This is a genomic window from Microbacterium sp. R1 (genome assembly GCF_015159725.1).
GTDB lineage: Bacteria > Actinomycetota > Actinomycetes > Actinomycetales > Microbacteriaceae > Microbacterium > Microbacterium oxydans.
The window spans coordinates 393,195-407,950 of sequence record NZ_JADDUD010000001.1 but is presented as its reverse complement, the minus strand read 5'-3'; the positions used below and the strand labels follow the sequence as shown (position 1 = coordinate 407,950).

Here is a 14,756-nt window from a genome sequence, read left to right as displayed (position 1 = left end):
CCACGCCCGCGCTCACCCCTTCGAAGGAGACCCCATGAAACGCACATCGAACGACGGCGAACCGCTCGCTCCGGACAGGCGAGGACGGTGAGCCGGCCGGTCGGCACGGTCTCTCGGCCGGTCCGCACGGCGATCGCTGCAGCCGCTCTCAGCGCCCTGCTCGTGTTCATCGGTGCGGAGTCGGCAGCGGCCGGGGAGCAGCGCAGTGTCGTCGACGCCCAAAGCCGCACAGCGACCACCGCTCCGACTCCCACTCCCGCTCCGACCCCCACTCCCACACCCACCACCGGCACCACGCATGAACAGCAGAACGGCGAACAGCCGGTGGAGCGCACCGATCTCGGCTTCCTCGGCGTCGCCTTCCTCTTCGGGATCGGTTTCCTCCTCGCTGCAGGAGCGCTCGGCATTCTCGTCTCAGGGCGCGCGCGGCGTCGGCGCGACCGCGCGGACGCCGCTGCGAGGGAAGAGGGTTCAGATGTCGCGTGAGAACAGTCCCCCGTACGGGATCGCCTTCGTCGTCGCCGGCATCGTCGTGCTCATCGACCAGGCGAGCAAGGCCGCCGCGATCGCAGGACTCAGCCGGACGGAGCGGATACCCCTGCTGGGAGATGCGCTGGGCCTGCAGCTCGCCTTCAACCCCGGCGCGATCCTGTCGCTCGGGTCAGGGGCGACGTGGGTGCTGACGGTGGCGGGCGTGGCTGCGGTGGCCGCGCTGTTCGTCGCCGCGACGCGCGCGCACACGAGTGGACGGGCGTGGGGGTTGGGCTTCATCCTCGGAGGTGCCATCGGGAATGTGCTCGACCGTCTGCTCGCACCCCCCGGATTCGGTCGCGGTCACGTCACCGACTTCCTCGCCTACGGGAACTGGTTCATCGGGAACCTCGCCGATGTCGCGCTCGCGATCGGGGGGGTCGTCCTCGTCGTCGGGCTCTTGCTCGACCAGCGTGCGGCAGCGCGGACGACGCAGACCATCGACCGGCCGGACGGCTCGCGGGAGGACGCGGCCGGATGAACGACTGGATGCCCGATGCCCCACCGACCTTCGCAGACTTCCTCACACCGGTCTTGTTCACTCCGGCCGCTGGGCCGTTCCCCCTCCTGCCCCTGGTCGCGGCAATGCTGGCGGTCGCCTATCTGGCCGGGGCGCTCCGGTTGTGGCGGCAGCACCGTCGGTGGCCCGTCTGGCGAACCGTCGCCTTCCTCCTGGGGTGCATCGCGCTCGCCGCCACCACGGGCCTCGGGGTCGAGGTGTACGGCTATGCCCTGATGTCGGTGTTCATGTTCCAGCAGCTCACGCTCATGATCGCGATCCCTCCGCTGCTGGTCCTCGGCTCACCGGGCACGCTCCTCCTGCGGGTGACACCGCACCGCGGGCTGGGCGCCGTCGTGCTGCGTATCGCGCACGGAGGGCTCCGCAGCGGGATCGCCCGGTGGATCCTGAGCCCGTGGATCGCGCTGCCGATGTACCTGATCGCGTTCTACGGGCTGTACCTAGCCGGTCTCGCCGACCGTGTGCTCGCAGCACCCGGAGGCCACCTCGCTCTGGAGGTCGGGTTCCTCGTCATCGGGATCCTCTTCACCATCCCGGTACTGAGCTCCGATCCCCTCCCGGTGCGGCTCGGGCACGGCGGTCGCGCCCTGGACGTCTTCGCCGAAGCGGCCCTGCACGCGTTCTTCGGCGTCTTCCTGATGATGGCGACCACCATGCTCGTCGACCACTTCGTCGCACCGACTCTGGCACTCGGGATGAATCCGCTCGAAGACCAGCAGCTGGCCGGCGGGCTGGCATGGTCGTACGGCGAAGCCCCGACCCTGCTGATGCTCGTCTACGTGATGCACCGGTGGTTCCGCGACGACACGGCACGCGCCGCCGCGGCCGATCGCTATGCCGATGCGCACGGCACCGCTGAGCTCGACGCCTACAACGCCTATCTGGAGGGCCTCCGTGACGACCGCCGCTGAGCCGGTGCGGTGCCCGTCGGGCAGGATGGACGGATGAGCATTCCCTCCGCTTCCCTCGACGTGCCGATGAAGGTTCGCGAGCTCGCGCGCGGTGCCGCGCTCGAGCCGGTCTGGCTCAACGGGATCGGCGGGCTGACCTTCCGCACCGACGACGGGCGGTACATCAAGTGGGGCCCACTCGACGACGAGGCGAACATGCGCGACGAAGCCGAGCGCATGAGGTGGGCACGAACGTGGATCCCCGTACCGGAGGTGATCGAGCAGGGCCAGGACGACACGCACGAGTGGCTCGTCACGGTCGCGATCGATGCCCGCAGCGCCGTCGACCCCCGCTGGGCCGACCAGCCGGAGACCGCGGTGCGAGCGGTCGGGGTCGGCCTGCGGATGCTGCACGATGCCCTGCCGGTGGCCGAGTGCCCCTGGGAGTGGAGCACGCAGTGGCGGATCGCCAACGCCGCCGATCGCGGCACGGTCGTGCCAGAGGATCTGCTCCAGGAGCCGTCGATCGACCGGTTGGTGGTGTGCCACGGCGATGCCTGCATGCCGAACACGCTTCTCGACGCGGAAGGCCGGCCGGCCGCCTTCGTGGATCTCGCCGCTCTCGGTGTCGCCGACCGCTGGGCCGACATCGCCGTAGCCTCGATGAGCACGATGTGGAACTTCGGCGAAGGCTGGGAGGACACACTGATCGAGGCCTACGGCGTCGACCCCGATCACGAGCGCCTCGAGTACTACCGTCGACTCTGGAACGAGACGTGAGTATCGTGCCCGACGATCGGCCGCGTGTGCTCGGTCCGGTCGTCGACGACATGACCCGGTGCGTGCACTATCGGGGCCCGACCGACATCATCGCGATCCGCTTCGCCTGCTGCGGCGAGTACTACCCGTGCCACCGCTGCCACGAGGAGACCGTGAAGCATGCGGCGCAGCAATGGGCGGCCCATGAGCGCGACAGACGGGCGATCCTCTGCGGTGCGTGCGGGCATGAGCTCACGATCGCCGAGTACTTCGCGGCGACGGCATGTCCACGGTGTTCGGCGCTGTTCAACGAGCGGTGCGCACTGCACCGTGAGCACTACTTCCAGCTCGACCGGAGCTAGCTCCAGACGAAACGGAACGTCCCGACGAGCACGGCGGCGGCGAGCGCAAGTGCCATGATCGCTATTCCGCCGATCACCGCCACCGCATCACGCGGGTGCAACCGGGAGGGACGCGACCAGGTGCGCGGAATGCCGGAGCCGAAGCCCCTGGCCTCCATCGCGAGCGCCAGCTTCGAGCCGCGCCGCACCGCGAACACGAGCAGCACGAACGCCATCGAGAAGAACCGTCGCAGCACACCCCGGTCGCCCACACCGCGCGCGCGACGGGCCAGGCTCATGGTGCGCCAGTCATCGAGGAAGAGCCCCAGCATGCGCGTTCCCGCGAGGATGCCGAGCACGAAGCGGCTCGGGAGCTTGGCCACCTGCGCCAACGCGTCGGCGAGCTCGGTCGGGTCGGTGCCGCCGAACAGCAGGATCGTGGGGAGTCCGAGCGCGATCACTCGCAGACTCACCGCGATCGCGAGCGTGATGGAGTCGTCGCTGATCGTCGCGAAGCCGAACGTCCAGTAGATGCGCCCTGCCGGTTCCGCATACAGCAGCATGCTCACACCGGCGATGGGGGCGAAGATCGCGATCGGCAGCAGGCGCTTCAGCACCGTCGACAGACGCAGCCCCGTCAACGGCAGGCAGAGCAGCTGCAGGACGATCGCTGCCAGCGCGCTCGTGATGTCGATGGAGGCGAACAGCGGCACGGACAGCAGCAGGGCGAGCAGCAGCTTCGTCACCGGGTTCACACCGTCGAGCCAGACCGGGCGCACGGTCTCGGTCGCCGTCACGACGACGACCCCAACTCGATGCGATGACCGCCCAGGTGTCGGATCACCGCGTCGTCGTGCGTGACCGCGATGATCGACCGGCCACGCGCGATCTCCTCCTGCAGCAGGGCGACGAGCGAGATCCACCCGCGGCGATCCTGTCCGAACGTCGGCTCGTCGAGCACGATGACCTCCGGCGCCCCGGCCAGCACGGTGGCGACCGACAGCCGCCGCTTCTGCCCTCCGGAGAGCGTGAACGGGTTGGCGAGGGCGAGCGGGGCGAGGCCCAGGCGTTCGAGAAGACCGTCAACGACCGCATCCGTCTTCGCCTGATCCCAGCCGAGTGCCCGCGGTCCGACCGCGAGCTCATCGCGAAGGGTCTGGGCCAGGAACTGGTGCTCCGGCTCCTGGAACACCATCCCGATGCGGGTGAGCAGCTCGCGCGAGGTCCAGCGGATGGGGCGCGTGCCCTTGCGCCCCGCCAGCTCCGGTGCCGACCGCACCTCTCCCGCCTGCTCCGGGATGAGCCCGGCGAGCGTGAGGGCGAGCGTCGACTTGCCGGCGCCGTTCGGCCCGGTGATCACCGTCGCGTTCCCCCGCGGCACGCGCAGGTCGAGCCCGCGCTGCACCGGCGCTCCATGCTCCCGTCCGATCGTCAGGTCGGACGCGGTGAGCGCGTCCGGTGCCGACACCTGCTCCAGCACGGGCAGGTCGATCCCCCGGTCGGGCACCCACACCCCGGCGTCCGCCAGCACATCGCCGTATGCCGCGAACACCTGGGCCGGTTCCCCGTCAGCGAGCAGTCCGCCGTCGGCCGCGAGCACGATCACCCGCGTCATCAGATCGACCCAGATCGGTGTGCGGTGCTCGACGACGATCAGCGTCGCACCGGTGGAGGCGACGGCATGTTCGACGCTCGCCCGCACCTCGCGCACACCCTCGGGATCGAGGTTCGCCGTCGGCTCGTCGAGCAGCAGCAGCCCTGGGCGCATCGCGAGCACACCGGCGAGCACCAGTCGCTGCTTCTGTCCGCCCGACAGGGCCTTCGTGGGGCGTTGCAGCGGCACATCGAGCCCGACGGCATCCAGCGCCTCCGCGACGCGACCGGGGATCTCGGATGCGGGCACACCGAGGTTCTCGCACCCGAACGCCACGTCGTCGCCGACCTTCGACAGCACGATCCCCGCATCGGGGTCCTGCAGGACGAGGCCCACCTGACCGTGCCGGGATTCGGGGGCGGCACCGTCGATATGCAGCGACCCGGTTCGCACCCCTTCGTCGTCGCCGCCGAGGACCCCGGCCAGGCCCGCGAGCAGCGTCGACTTCCCGGCACCGGAGGCGCCGAGCAGCAGCACCCGCTCACCCGGTTCGATCGTGAACGAGACGTCCGCGACGGCGGGGAGCTTCCGACCGGCGTACCGCCAGCCCCAGCCCGCGGCCTGCACGCGGGCCGGGGCGGCGATGGTCACGGTCAGACCTCGCGCACGTGCTCTCGCCCGACGGCGAAGCGGTTCAGTGCACCGGTGACCGCCAACGCGCGCACCAGCAGCCAACCGACGACACCCGCCAGGATCGCCCCGGAGACGACAACGCTGACCAGGTAGATCGTGTTGAACTCGACGGACTTCAGGATGTTGGGCGAGCTGCCGTAGAACAGCTCGAACACCCAGGCAGCCACCGCTGCACCGACACCGGCGAGCGCTGCGACCGCGATTCCGAAGCGCCGGTAGAAGAAGAGGGCGAAGATGATCTCCGCGCCGAGTCCCTGCACGATGCCGGACAGTACGGTCGAGACGCCCCACACGTTGCCGATCAGCATCGACACGATCGCTGCGACGAGCTCGACGACCAGCGCCGCACCGGGCTTGCGGATGACGAGGCCGCCGACGACGCCGCCCAGCAGCCAGATGCCGACGGCGATACCGCCCAGTCCCGGCGTCAGAGCATCGGCCGCACCGAACCAGGCGTAGCCGATCGTGTTCCATCCCCAGAACACGAGGCCGATCGCGACGCCGAGGACGGCGGCAACGACGATGTCGACGACGCGCCAGCGCCAGATCGATGTGCGGTGCGGATCCTGTGCGGCGGCGGATGCCTGCTGCGTGGATGCGGACGTGGGCGTACTCATCTGAACTCCTCCCTGCGCTGGCATGACCCAGATCAGGTTCGACGGTCGAAGCGCGATTCGCTCCCTCTCAGCCCGGCTCGCCGGACTCCCGTGGTTGTGCTGACGATCCTACCGTCGGCGACACCCCCGTGGCGACAGGGCCCGGCGCCGCGGAACACGCGCGGGATTGGGTACCGTAAACGAGTGACCGCATCAGATCCCGCCGACGAGGCGACGGGCGTCGTCGGCGACGACGGCCCTGCCCCCGCCGACACCGCCGACACCGCGACAGGCGGATCGGTGCTGACGGCCGAGCAGACGTCGACTCGAGTGGGTGCCCCGGACACGGTCGTAGACCCGGAGCCCGTCGTTCCACCGGAGGCCGTGAGCGCCCCGGAACCGGCCACCCCCGCGCTGACGAAGCCGCCGTTCATCCCTCGCGACCGCACGGTCCCGGATCCTTCCGGCGAACTCACCGCGTCGGAGACAGCCGCGCCCCAGTGGGCCGACGACACCACGACGGCCACCGCTCTCACCTGGGTGGACGCCGCGACCGTCGCCGAGCACACCGCCACGGCCACTCTCGACGACACCTCGGAGGCCGAGCGATCGAGCGGTCTGCTGCGCGGTGCGCGTCTTCGCCCCGCCATCGCCCGCCCGGGTGTCCTGGTCCCGCTGGCCACGCTCGCCGGTCTCGTCGCCGTCTACGCCGGCACCACACTGCTCTGGCCCCTCCACGAGGTGCCGCCGACGGTGCAGTCGGTCGAGTTCGCGACGACTCCCGCCGCTGCCGCCGCCGTGACCTGGCCGACCGAGGGTGCGGGTGCCGTCGGCATCGCGGGCATGACGACGGCGGCTTCGGTGCCCGACGCCGTGAGCATCGCGAGCATCACCAAGGTCGTCAGCAGTCTGATGGTGCTCGACCGCATGCCGCTCGCTGTCGGGGAGCAAGGACCCGAGTTCTCGTTCACCCGCGCCGACAGCGTGAAGTACTGGGACTACCGGCGCAGTGACCAGTCCGCCCTCGACGTGCCCATCGGCGGAGTCCTCACGGAGTACCAGCTGTTGCAGGGGACGCTCATGGGTTCCGCGAACAACTACATCGATCGGCTCGCGACCGAGATCTGGGGCTCCGAGCGCGAGTTCGCGAGGGCTGCAGAGGTGTGGTTGCGCGAACGTGGCCTGACCGGAATCACCGTGGTGACCCCCTCCGGCTTCGACGAGCGCAACGTGGCCACGCCCGAGGCCCTGGTGGCGCTCGGCGAGCGTGCGATGCAGAACCCGGTCTTCGCCGAGATCGTCGGCACCAAGTCCGTCGACCTCCCGGGTGCGGGCACCGTCGTGAACACGAACGGCATGCTCGACGATCCCGGTGTCGTCGGCATCAAGACCGGCACCCTGGTCGGCTGGAACCTTCTCACCGCGAAGGACCTCGTGATCGGTGACACCACGGTGCACCTGTTCGCCGCGGCGCTGAATCAAGCCGGGGACGACGAGCGACTCGCTCTCACGCGTTCCCTGTTCGCCGAGGCGGAATCCGCACTGGAAGCGCAGGCGCCGGCCGTCGCGAAGGACACCGTGGTCGGCAGCGTCACGACTCCGTGGGGCGAGCAGGTCGACGTCATCACCGAATCCGACGCCGATGTGGTGCTCTGGAACAGCGCGACCGCGACCGCCGCGACCGCCTTCGACCTCGGCGAAGAACGCGAACAGGGTGACACGGTGGGCACGCTGACCACGGCAGGACCGGTCAACACCACGACGACTCCGCTGGTGCTGGCCGCGGATGTCGAGGGGCCGAGTCCCTGGTGGCGTCTGACCCACCCGCTCGAGCTGCTCGGGATCAGAGCCGACCAGCCCTGACGCACTCCCCGGCGATCGCCTACGACGACGCCCCACCCCGCGTGAGCGGCGGTGGGGCGTCGTGCGTTGATGCCGTAGGTCAGGAGCGGTGATCGGAGCCGTCAGCGCCGTCTTCCAGCAGGGCCTGCGCCGCGGCCGTCTCGACTGCCGGCACCTGTGCGCCGACGGACGCGCCGGCCACAGCGGCTGCAGCCTCCGCGCCCGCAGCATCGGTGTCGCCCGCTTCGCCGGTGACGACGACCGGCGTCGTTCCCGTGAGAGCGTCTTCGGCGTCGATGTCGGTCGCGGCCTGCTCGAACTGCGACTGGTACAGACGCCAATAGGCGCCCTGCGCGGCGATGAGCTCGTCGTGCGTACCCTTCTCCACGATGTCGCCGTGCTCCATCACCAGGATGAGGTCGGCATCGCGGATGGTCGACAGCCGGTGCGCGATCACGAACGACGTGCGCCCCTCTCGGAGCGCGGCCATCGCGTGCTGCAGCAGCAGTTCGGTGCGGGTGTCGACCGCCGACGTGGCCTCATCGAGGATGAGGATCGACGGCTGTGCGACGAACGCCCGCGCGATGGTGATGAGCTGACGCTCACCGGCCGACACGTTCGCTGCATCCTCGTCGAGCACCGTGTCATATCCCTCGGGGAGGGCGTGCACGAAGCGGTCGACGTAGGTGGCCCTGGCTGCGGCGAGGACCTCTTCATCGGTCGCGGTCGAGCGACCGTAGCGGATGTTCTCGCGGATGCTGCCGGCGAACAGCCACGGGTCCTGGAGCACCATGCCGGTGCGCGATCGCAGCTCGTCGCGGGTCACCTCGGCGATGTCCTGCCCGTCGAGCATGATCCGTCCACCGCTGAGCTCGTAGAAGCGCATGATCAGGTTGACCAGCGTCGTCTTGCCCGCACCGGTCGGACCGACGATCGCGACGGTCTGACCCGGCTCCACCCGGAACGACAGATCACGGATGAGCGGACGATCCGGCGTGTACGAGAACGCGACGTTCTCGAACTCGATGACGCCCTTGCCCTCCACGAGCTCGGGAGCATCGGCGTCGTCGGCCTCCTGCTCCTCGGCGTCGAGCAGTTCGAACACACGCTCGGCGGAGGCGGTGCCGGACTGCACGACAGCGGCCATTCCGCCCAGCTCGGACAGCGGCTGCGTGAACTGCTGCGAGTACTGGATGAACGCCTGCACGTCACCGAGGCGGAGCTGACCGTTGGCGACCATCAGACCACCGAGCACCGCGATGCCCACGTAGCTGAGGTTCCCGACGAACATCATCGCCGGCATGATGATGCCGGAGAGGAACTGCGCCTTGAAGCTCGCCTGGAACAGCTCTTCGTTCTCGTCCTGGAACTTGTCCAGTGCGTCCTTCTCGCGACCGAAGACCTTCACCAGCGCGTGGCCAGAGAACGCCTCCTCGACACGGGCGTTGAGCCGCCCGACCTTGCGCCACTGCGTGCCGAAGGCCTTCTGCGACCGCGGTCCGATGATGCCGAAGATCACGCCCATGAGAGGCAGCGTGATGAGGGCCACGAGGGCGAGCTGCCATGAGATCGAGAACATCATCACGAGCACGCCGATCACGGTGAGCACCGAGGTGAGTGCGCCCGAGAGCGACTGCTGCATCGTCTGCGTGATGTTGTCGATGTCGTTCGTGACGCGCGAGATCAGCTCGCCGCGCTGCACCTTGTCGAAGTACGCCAGGGGCAGGCGGTTGATCTTCGCCTCGACCGATTCGCGCAGTCGCCACATGGTGCGCACCATGATCACGTTGATGACGTAACCCTGGATCCAGGTGAGGAAGGCGGCGGCCACGTAGATGCCGAGCACGGCGGCGATGACGAGCCGCAGCGCGTCGAAGTCGATGCCCTGGCCGACCGTGAAGTCTCCCAGCGCGCCGACCTGGTTCGCGAAGTCGTCCTGTCCGCCTGCCCGCAGCGCGTCGACCACCACGTCCTGCGACGTGCCGGCGGGGAAGCCGGGGAAGCCGTCGGTGGGCTGACCGAGTTGGATGGAGATGAAGCCCTTGTAGACGAGGTTGGTCGCCTCGGCGAGCACCTTGGGCGCTGCGACCGTCAGGACCACGCCGATCGCGCCGAGGATCGACACGAAGACGAACCAGATGGCCGAGGGCTTCAGCAGCCCGATCATGCGCGCGAAGCTGGGGCCGAAGTTGTCGGCCTTGCCCGGTGCGACGCTGTCCCAGTCGCCGGAGTTCTGACGCGCCTGCTCGGCGAGCTCGGCCTCGTACTTCTCCTCGGCGGTCAGCTCGACCTCGGCGACGGACGAAGCTGCCTTGCCGCGGCCCCGCTTGGCCTTGCGCTGGTCGTCGTTCTGCGCGCTCATGCGTCCACCCCCAGCTGCGATTCGACGATCTCTCGGTAGGTATCGCTCGTCTCGAGCAGCTCCTCATGCGTGCCGACGCCCACCATGGTGCCGCCGTCGAGCACGACGATGCGGTCGGCATCCGTGATGGTGGAGATGCGCTGGGCGACCACGATCTTCGTGACGTGCGGGAGTTCCCGCCACAGCGCTTGGCGGAGCCGCGCGTCTGTTGTCAGGTCGAGAGCGGAGAACGAGTCGTCGAAGACGAGGATCTTCGGCTGGTGCACGATCGCGCGGGCGATCGCGAGCCGCTGACGCTGACCGCCGGAGACGTTCGTGCCGCCCTGGGCGATGCGGGAATCGAGACCGTCCGGCATCTCCTCCACGAAGTCACGACCCTGCGCGATGTCGAGCGCGTGCCACAGCTCTTCGTCCGTGGCCTCCTCGCGGCCGTAGCGCAGGTTCGACGCGACGGTGCCGGTGAAGAGGAACGGACGCTGCGGCACCAGGCCGATGCTGTCCCACAGCGACTCGACGTCGGCCTCGCGCACATCGGTGCCCCCGACGTGCACGGATCCGCCCGAGACGTCGAAGAGCCGAGGGATGAGGGAGATGAGCGTGGTCTTGCCCGAACCGGTGGAGCCGACGATCGCGACCGTCTCACCCGGCTGCGCGGCGAAGCTGATGCCCGTGAGCACCGGGGAGTCGGCTCCGGGGTAGGTGAACTCGACGTCGTCGAGCGCCACGGATCCGGGGACCGGGAACTCGGTGACTCCGTTCTCCGGACGCACGAGGGTGGACTCGGAGTCGAGCACCTCGCCGATGCGCTCGGCCGAGACCGCCGCGCGCGGGATCATCATCGCCATGAAGCTCGCCATGATGACGCCGCCCATGATCTGACCGATGTACTGCATGAAGGCGAACAGCGTGCCGACCTGCACCGTGCCGTTGTTCACCTCGATGCCGCCGAACCAGATGACCGAGACGACCGTGACGTTGAGGATGAGCATGAACAGCGGGAACAGCAGCACGAAGAGCGAGCCGACCTTGCGGCCCACGACCATGATGTCGGTGTTCGCCCCGCGGAAGCGCTCCTCCTCGATGCGCTCGCGCACGAACGCCCGCACCACGCGGACGCCCGTGAGCTGCTCGCGCATGATGCGGTTGACGTTGTCGAGCTTGCCCTGGTAGCTGCGGAACAGCGGCACCATGCGGCCGATGACGAGGGCAGCCAGGATGAGCAGCAGCGGCACCGAGACGGCGATCAGCCAGCTGAGTCCGACGTTGGTCTGGACCGCGAAGAAGATGCCGCCGATTGCGAGCAGCGGTGCCGTGACGAGCATGGTCGCGCCCATCATGGCCAGCATCTGCACCTGCTGCACATCGTTCGTGTTGCGGGTGATGAGCGAACCGGCACCGAACTGCGACACCTCACGCTCGGAGAAGCCGCTGACCTTGCCGAAGACGTCGGCGCGGATGTCGCGCCCGGCACCCATCGCTGCACGCGCGGCGAAGTAGGTCGCGGTGACCGAGGCGATGATCTGCCCCAGCGAGACCGCGAGCATGAACAGACCGGTGCTCCAGATGTAGCCGGTGTCGCCCCGGGCGACGCCCTTGTCGATGATGTCGGCGTTCAGGCGCGGGAGGTAGAGGGTGGCTGCCACGCTGGCGAGCTGGAAGACCAGCACGGCGAGCAGCAGCCATCGGTATCGGGAGAGATAACGGAAGAGGATTTTTCCCAGCACAGGCGGACTTTCTAGGAAGGATGAAGCGGCGGATTTCTCGGCAGACGGATGCCGACCGACAATCGGCCACAAGACAGAGTGCCACGATCCGCGGACATTCGTATCCCCCTCATGGTGGACCTTCGCTCACAGCGAACCACTTCCCCGTCCGATCTGCGGTTTCTGCACGCGGACGAACAAGTGCGAACGACAGCCGTCCAGAACTTTGTACTCAACCACCGGTACAACTTGTGATAAACATGTGACACAAAGAGAGGAGCATTCATGCTCGCTATCACCGCATCTCCGCTCGTCACCACCGACTGGATGGCGACAGACCCATCACTGCCCGACCCTGGGCTCGCACTCACCCTCCTCTCGATGCCCTGGGTCTCCCTGATCCTCGCCGCGCTCATCGCGATCGGCATCTCCGTCTCTCCTCTCTGGAGAGCACGCACGGCGAACCGCGCACGGTTCGCGACGACCACATCCGACAGGGTGTCGGCGCGATACTCGCCAGAGCACCGCGCTCTGGGCGTCGTCGCCCTCACGATGATCGCGGTCGTCATCACCGAGAGCCTCGTCTCCGGCTACGCGGTGAATCTCAACGGCGTCGTCTCCTGGTGGCGGTACGCCCTGCCCGTGTTCATCGCCGGTGTCGGGGTGGCGGTCCTGATCGCCCTCATCGCGACGAGAGGCACCTCCTCCCCGGAGCGTCCGGTCGTCTCCGCCCGGCGCACCTGGCTGACGTTCACCTCGCCCATCGCGTCGGCGTGCGCTGCCGCGTCGATCCTCGCGCTCACGGCCACCACGGTTCTCGCCGGGCTCGCCTCCTCGAACATCGACGGCGGTCCGTACGTGTTCCTCGAGATCGACGTCCCCAACGAGACGATCGATCCGATCCGACCCTGGTTCTACGGGTGGGCGTACGGTCTCCCCGTCCTCGTCTGCACCGCCGCACTCGTCGCCGTGGTCGTCGCCGCGCTGCACGCCAGCGCGGCTCGCCCGTTCCTGCGGCCCGAGACCGTCCTCGCCGAACAGCATGAACGCCGCGACATCGCGACGGGCATCACCCGGGTCGCGACATCAGGTGCGCTTCTCGCACTGGCGGGGGCGTGGCGCTTCATCGCGGAAGCGGGTTCCGGAACGACGCTCACGATCCAAGGCGACGGCGTAAACGCTTCCTATGAAGCCGTCTGGCGATACGGAGAGGTCGCGGTCGTCGGCGGGTGGCTGGCCCCGGCGGTCGAGATCGTGGCGTTCGTCCTGCTGCTCCTCGTGAGCGCGCAGCTGTGCCCACCGGGGCACGACGCGGAACCGGCGGACGCCGCCGAGCTCTCGATCGACCGGGAGACCGCGCAGTGACCCCGACCCCTCGACTGTCGATGGCGGACGACGGCAATCCGGCGCTCGACATCTACCGACAGCTCCGCGGCCTCATCGTCTCGGGGCAGCTCGGCGCCGGCGAGCGGCTGCCGACCGTGCGGCAGACGGCGAGCGACCTGGGAGTCGCGCCGGGAACCGCGGCACGGGCGTACAAGATGCTCGAAGGCGAGGGGCTCGTCGTCTCTCGCACGGCGGCGGGCACACGGGTCGCCGAGACAGCCGGTGTCCTTCCCGCTTCGGTGATCCGACGCATCCGCGAGCTGGTCGATGAAGCTGTCGCCGTGGAAGCGGATCCGGATGATGTGATCGACGTGCTCCGCACGGTCTGGCAGTCGCGCAAGGGTGTCCCCGCAGCCCCGTAGCCACCTCGACGCGGTCGATGCTTGATCGACGATCACCGGGCCCGGCCAGACTCTGACGGCCCTTCCTGACCCCGACGGCTCAGAACAGCGCGGGCTGCGGGACGTAGTCGCGCGCGGGGGCGCCGGCGTCGGGCGCGAGCTCGGCGAGCGTGGGCGGGTTCCACTTCGGATCGCGGTCCTTGTCGACGATCTGCGCTCTGATGCCCTCGACGAGGTCGGGATGCTCGTTCACGAACCACAGCACGCGGCGGTACTCGCCTTCCAACGCCGCGCGGAGCCCCGGCAGATCGCGCGCCTCGCGGACGGCGTCGAGCGTGACGGTCAAGCCGGTCGGCGCGAGATCTTCGAGCAGGTCGGCGGTCGCGGCGGCCTCGGCCGTGCCCTGCGCCTTCACGCGTTCGACGATCTCGCTCACGGTGGGGGCGGAGAAGGCCTCATCGATCCACGCGCGCGCATCCGGGAGCTGGGAGGGCTCAGGGGTCTCGTCGAACAGCAGCACGATCTCGCTGGGACCGGTGGGATCGGCACGGAAGGCGAGGGCCTCGCGCAACGCGTCCAGGCGGTCGGATGGCACGAAGTGATCCGCGAAGCCGAGGTACACGGCATCAGCGCCGCTCATGGTGGATCCGGTGAGACCGAAGTACTCGCCCAGGCGCCCAGGAGCGCGGCCGAGCAGCCAGGTCCCCCCGACGTCGGGAGTGAAACCGATGCGGGTCTCCGGCATGGCGAGCTTCGAACGCTCCGTGACGATGCGGATAGCCGCATGCCCGGCCAACCCGATGCCGCCACCCATCGTGATGCCGTCTGCCAGTGCCACCACGGGCTTGGGGTACTCCGCGATCATCGCGTTCAAGGCGTACTCGGCACGGAAGAACTCCGCGGTCTGATCGGCGTGACCCCCGACGATCTGCGCGTGCAGGGCCCGCACGTCACCGCCCGCGCACATGCCGCGCTCTCCTGCCCCGTCGATCAGCACGATCTGCACATCGGTATCGTCGCGCCAGGCATCCAAGGCCACGGTGAGGCTCTCGATCATGTCGACGTCGAGAGCGTTGATCGCCTCGGGACGGTTGAGGGTGAGTCGTCCGAGCGCGCCTTCGGTGCGGACGAGGACGCGGTCTGCAGCGTGGGATTCGGTCACGATCGCCAGGCTACCCCTTCCGGATGGGCGGTATTC

At 68.8% G+C, this 14,756-nt stretch carries 14 protein-coding genes and 1 riboswitch; of the genes, 8 read left to right on the top strand and 6 right to left on the bottom strand.

Annotated elements, in window-relative coordinates:
- The first annotated feature begins 87 nt into the window (after positions 1-87).
- The 5 genes from ILP86_RS01930 to ILP86_RS01910 are packed head-to-tail and all read left to right on the top strand — an operon-like array spanning position 88 to position 3,062.
- On the top strand, positions 88-486 hold the full coding sequence (locus ILP86_RS01930; RefSeq protein WP_193761251.1) for a hypothetical protein: 399 nt from the start codon (positions 88-90) through the stop codon (positions 484-486).
- The gene (locus tag ILP86_RS01925) at positions 476-1,012 is read left to right on the top strand and encodes a signal peptidase II (protein ID WP_193761250.1); all 537 of its coding nucleotides are present in this window, start codon (positions 476-478) and stop codon (positions 1,010-1,012) included. Before ILP86_RS01930 ends, ILP86_RS01925 begins: the two co-directional genes overlap by 11 nt.
- Positions 1,009-1,962, top strand: a complete 954-nt coding sequence (locus ILP86_RS01920; protein ID WP_227750892.1) for a cytochrome c oxidase assembly protein — start codon at positions 1,009-1,011, stop codon at positions 1,960-1,962. Before ILP86_RS01925 ends, ILP86_RS01920 begins: the two co-directional genes overlap by 4 nt.
- A 33-nt stretch (positions 1,963-1,995) precedes the next feature.
- Positions 1,996-2,721 (top strand): aminoglycoside 3'-phosphotransferase, encoded by a 726-nt coding sequence (locus ILP86_RS01915; protein WP_058631683.1) that lies wholly within the window; start codon positions 1,996-1,998, stop codon positions 2,719-2,721.
- On the top strand, positions 2,718-3,062 hold the full coding sequence (locus ILP86_RS01910) for a CHY zinc finger protein (protein WP_230977790.1): 345 nt from the start codon (positions 2,718-2,720) through the stop codon (positions 3,060-3,062). The genes ILP86_RS01915 and ILP86_RS01910 overlap by 4 nt, the downstream gene beginning before the upstream one ends.
- Here the strand turns inward: ILP86_RS01910 and ILP86_RS01905 are convergent.
- From ILP86_RS01905 to ILP86_RS01895, 3 genes are all read right to left on the bottom strand, one after another.
- A complete protein-coding gene (locus ILP86_RS01905) occupies positions 3,059-3,838 on the bottom strand; it encodes an energy-coupling factor transporter transmembrane protein EcfT (RefSeq protein ID WP_113680161.1) in 780 nt (259 codons plus the stop codon). The two genes, ILP86_RS01910 and ILP86_RS01905, sit on opposite strands and share 4 nt — an antisense overlap.
- Positions 3,835-5,286, bottom strand: coding sequence for an ABC transporter ATP-binding protein (locus ILP86_RS01900; protein WP_374706388.1), 1,452 nt, complete (start codon positions 5,284-5,286; stop codon positions 3,835-3,837). Before ILP86_RS01900 ends, ILP86_RS01905 begins: the two co-directional genes overlap by 4 nt.
- 2 nt (positions 5,287-5,288) lie before the next feature.
- A complete protein-coding gene (locus ILP86_RS01895) occupies positions 5,289-5,945 on the bottom strand; it encodes an ECF transporter S component (RefSeq protein ID WP_046747499.1) in 657 nt (218 codons plus the stop codon).
- Positions 5,938-6,047, bottom strand: a riboswitch (TPP riboswitch). It overlaps the preceding gene by 8 nt.
- An 81-nt stretch (positions 6,048-6,128) precedes the next feature.
- Between ILP86_RS01895 and ILP86_RS19865 the strand changes: the two genes are divergently transcribed.
- Complete coding sequence (locus ILP86_RS19865; protein WP_193761249.1) at positions 6,129-7,787, top strand: D-alanyl-D-alanine carboxypeptidase family protein; 1,659 nt, start codon at positions 6,129-6,131, stop codon at positions 7,785-7,787.
- A gap of 79 nt (positions 7,788-7,866) precedes the next feature.
- Here the strand turns inward: ILP86_RS19865 and ILP86_RS01885 are convergent, their stop codons facing one another.
- Both ILP86_RS01885 and ILP86_RS01880 read right to left on the bottom strand, forming a co-directional pair.
- Positions 7,867-10,128 (bottom strand): ABC transporter ATP-binding protein, encoded by a 2,262-nt coding sequence (locus ILP86_RS01885; RefSeq protein ID WP_058631686.1) that lies wholly within the window; start codon positions 10,126-10,128, stop codon positions 7,867-7,869.
- Entirely contained in the window at positions 10,125-11,852 is a 1,728-nt protein-coding gene (locus ILP86_RS01880) for an ABC transporter ATP-binding protein (RefSeq protein ID WP_193761248.1), read from the bottom strand. Before ILP86_RS01880 ends, ILP86_RS01885 begins: the two co-directional genes overlap by 4 nt.
- 264 nt (positions 11,853-12,116) lie before the next feature.
- On the opposite strand from ILP86_RS01880, the gene ILP86_RS01875 reads away from it, so the two are divergent.
- Complete coding sequence (locus ILP86_RS01875) at positions 12,117-13,196, top strand: hypothetical protein (protein WP_193761247.1); 1,080 nt, start codon at positions 12,117-12,119, stop codon at positions 13,194-13,196.
- Positions 13,193-13,579 (top strand): GntR family transcriptional regulator, encoded by a 387-nt coding sequence (locus ILP86_RS01870; protein WP_308431870.1) that lies wholly within the window; start codon positions 13,193-13,195, stop codon positions 13,577-13,579. The genes ILP86_RS01875 and ILP86_RS01870 overlap by 4 nt, the downstream gene beginning before the upstream one ends.
- 79 nt (positions 13,580-13,658) lie before the next feature.
- Here ILP86_RS01870 and ILP86_RS01865 read toward each other — a convergent pair whose 3' ends face one another.
- Positions 13,659-14,720 (bottom strand): enoyl-CoA hydratase/isomerase family protein, encoded by a 1,062-nt coding sequence (locus ILP86_RS01865; RefSeq protein WP_193761246.1) that lies wholly within the window; start codon positions 14,718-14,720, stop codon positions 13,659-13,661.
- Positions 14,721-14,756: the final 36 nt, after the last annotated feature.